The following is a 1517-nucleotide window of genomic DNA, read 5'->3' as shown; positions in this document are numbered from 1 at the left end:
ACAAGTTTTCTTGCGGTTAGAACGAGTGCACGTTTGTGTTGATGTTTTGGTACTTCATTATATTTTTTCACGTAATATTCTTGGTAATCAGATACATGCCTTCTTACAGAGTTGGCGGCTTCAACTAAGTAATACCGCAAGTAATGATTTCCATTACGAGATAATGAAGTGTTTTCTGCGGTGAATCGACCAGACTGGTGCGTACGCCAATATAATCCGGCATATTTTGCTACCTTGGTTTCATCATCAAATCTTTCGATTTGACCAATTTCAGCGAGAATACCGGCGGCGAACACAGGTCCGACTCCAGGAATGGATTCAAGTGTTTGAGGCAATCCAGCCATGATTCGCTTAATGGATTTTTCTAGTTCTTTGATTTGTTGTTGATAGGTACGAATGACCGCAATAGATGTTCCGAGAAGGACATCGATGGAGTCTTCCACAACCTTATCCAAACGATAGGAAGAGCGAACAGCCTTTTGAATGGTTGATGCCACACATTTTGGGTCACCAAATCGGTTTTTTCCTTTCACTTGTAGGAACTCAGCGAGTTCCTCTAAAGGCATGTTGGCTAGCTCTTCTAGACTGAATTTTTCAAGGAACAATTCCATCATGGCGTTGCCAAATATAGAAGAGTCCACCTCTTGTGAGAACGTATTACATTTATAACTTAGGTGTTGTAAAAAATGTTGTTTTTCCTTTGTCAACATTCTAACGAGCTGATAACGAGATCTTGTCAATTGCTGTAGTGCCACATACTGGCTTTCTTTTACGATAGACATTTGATTTCTTCCGAACCGTAAATAGTCAGCGATGACGAAGGCATCAATCTCGTCTGTTTTATCCATGTCAGAATAGCTTTTCTTGAAGTTTGCAATTTGTTTTGGATTCATTAGAAAGACTTTTGCTCCAAAGCTTTGTAAGTCTTCATCATAGTGAAGAAACATAGATGGATGAAAACTATAAACAGATGTGGATTCTAAGCCGATTTTAAAGGTTTCAACCTCTTGAGTGGCTATACGTTGTAATAATCGCTCTTTAAGCGCTGTGGCACCTGGTAAATCATTATTGACTGAAAAGGAGTCTAGCTTTTCTCCTTCACCATTTAGAATACAAGCTTTTATATCAAACGAACTTACATCTAGACCAACAAATAATCTCACGTAAGAGACCTCCTTTCGATTTAGAATCATTTCTTGGACGCCTCGAGATATCTCTAGTGTGTACGCCGACCAACAACCTCGTGTATGAGAGCTTGTCCTGAATCGAAAGCCGCCCTAGAGCTACTAACATCTAGGTTCGAGGGTCAGGCTGCTCAGCCTGCGAGTAGGGAGTCCCGCACGTTCACTGAGAAACACTCTTTTTTATGTGGTATATCCACAGGAGAAATTAGAATTGTCCCAAATGATCCTACAATCATTATCTAGAAATATCTTGAGACATCCAAGTATTAATTTACGGGTCTCTTATTAAGGGAATTTAAAGCTGAAATAACAGCTTAAATATAATATACGAGG

General features: G+C 39.6%; 1 protein-coding gene. It reads right to left on the bottom strand.

Going from position 1 to position 1517, the window contains the following annotated elements; all coding sequences use genetic code 11:
* Window positions 1–1163: IS110 family transposase (locus PDQ33_RS28820; RefSeq protein WP_270757113.1), on the bottom strand; the 1163-nt coding region annotated here is incomplete at its 3' end.
* Window positions 1164–1517 lie beyond the last annotated feature (354 nt).

Source organism: Bacillus cereus group sp. Bc031, from assembly GCF_027716265.1.
Lineage (GTDB): Bacteria > Bacillota > Bacilli > Bacillales > Bacillaceae_G > Bacillus_A > Bacillus_A paranthracis.
Note: the sequence above shows the minus strand (reverse complement) of the source record. Positions and strands in the feature narration are given on the sequence as shown.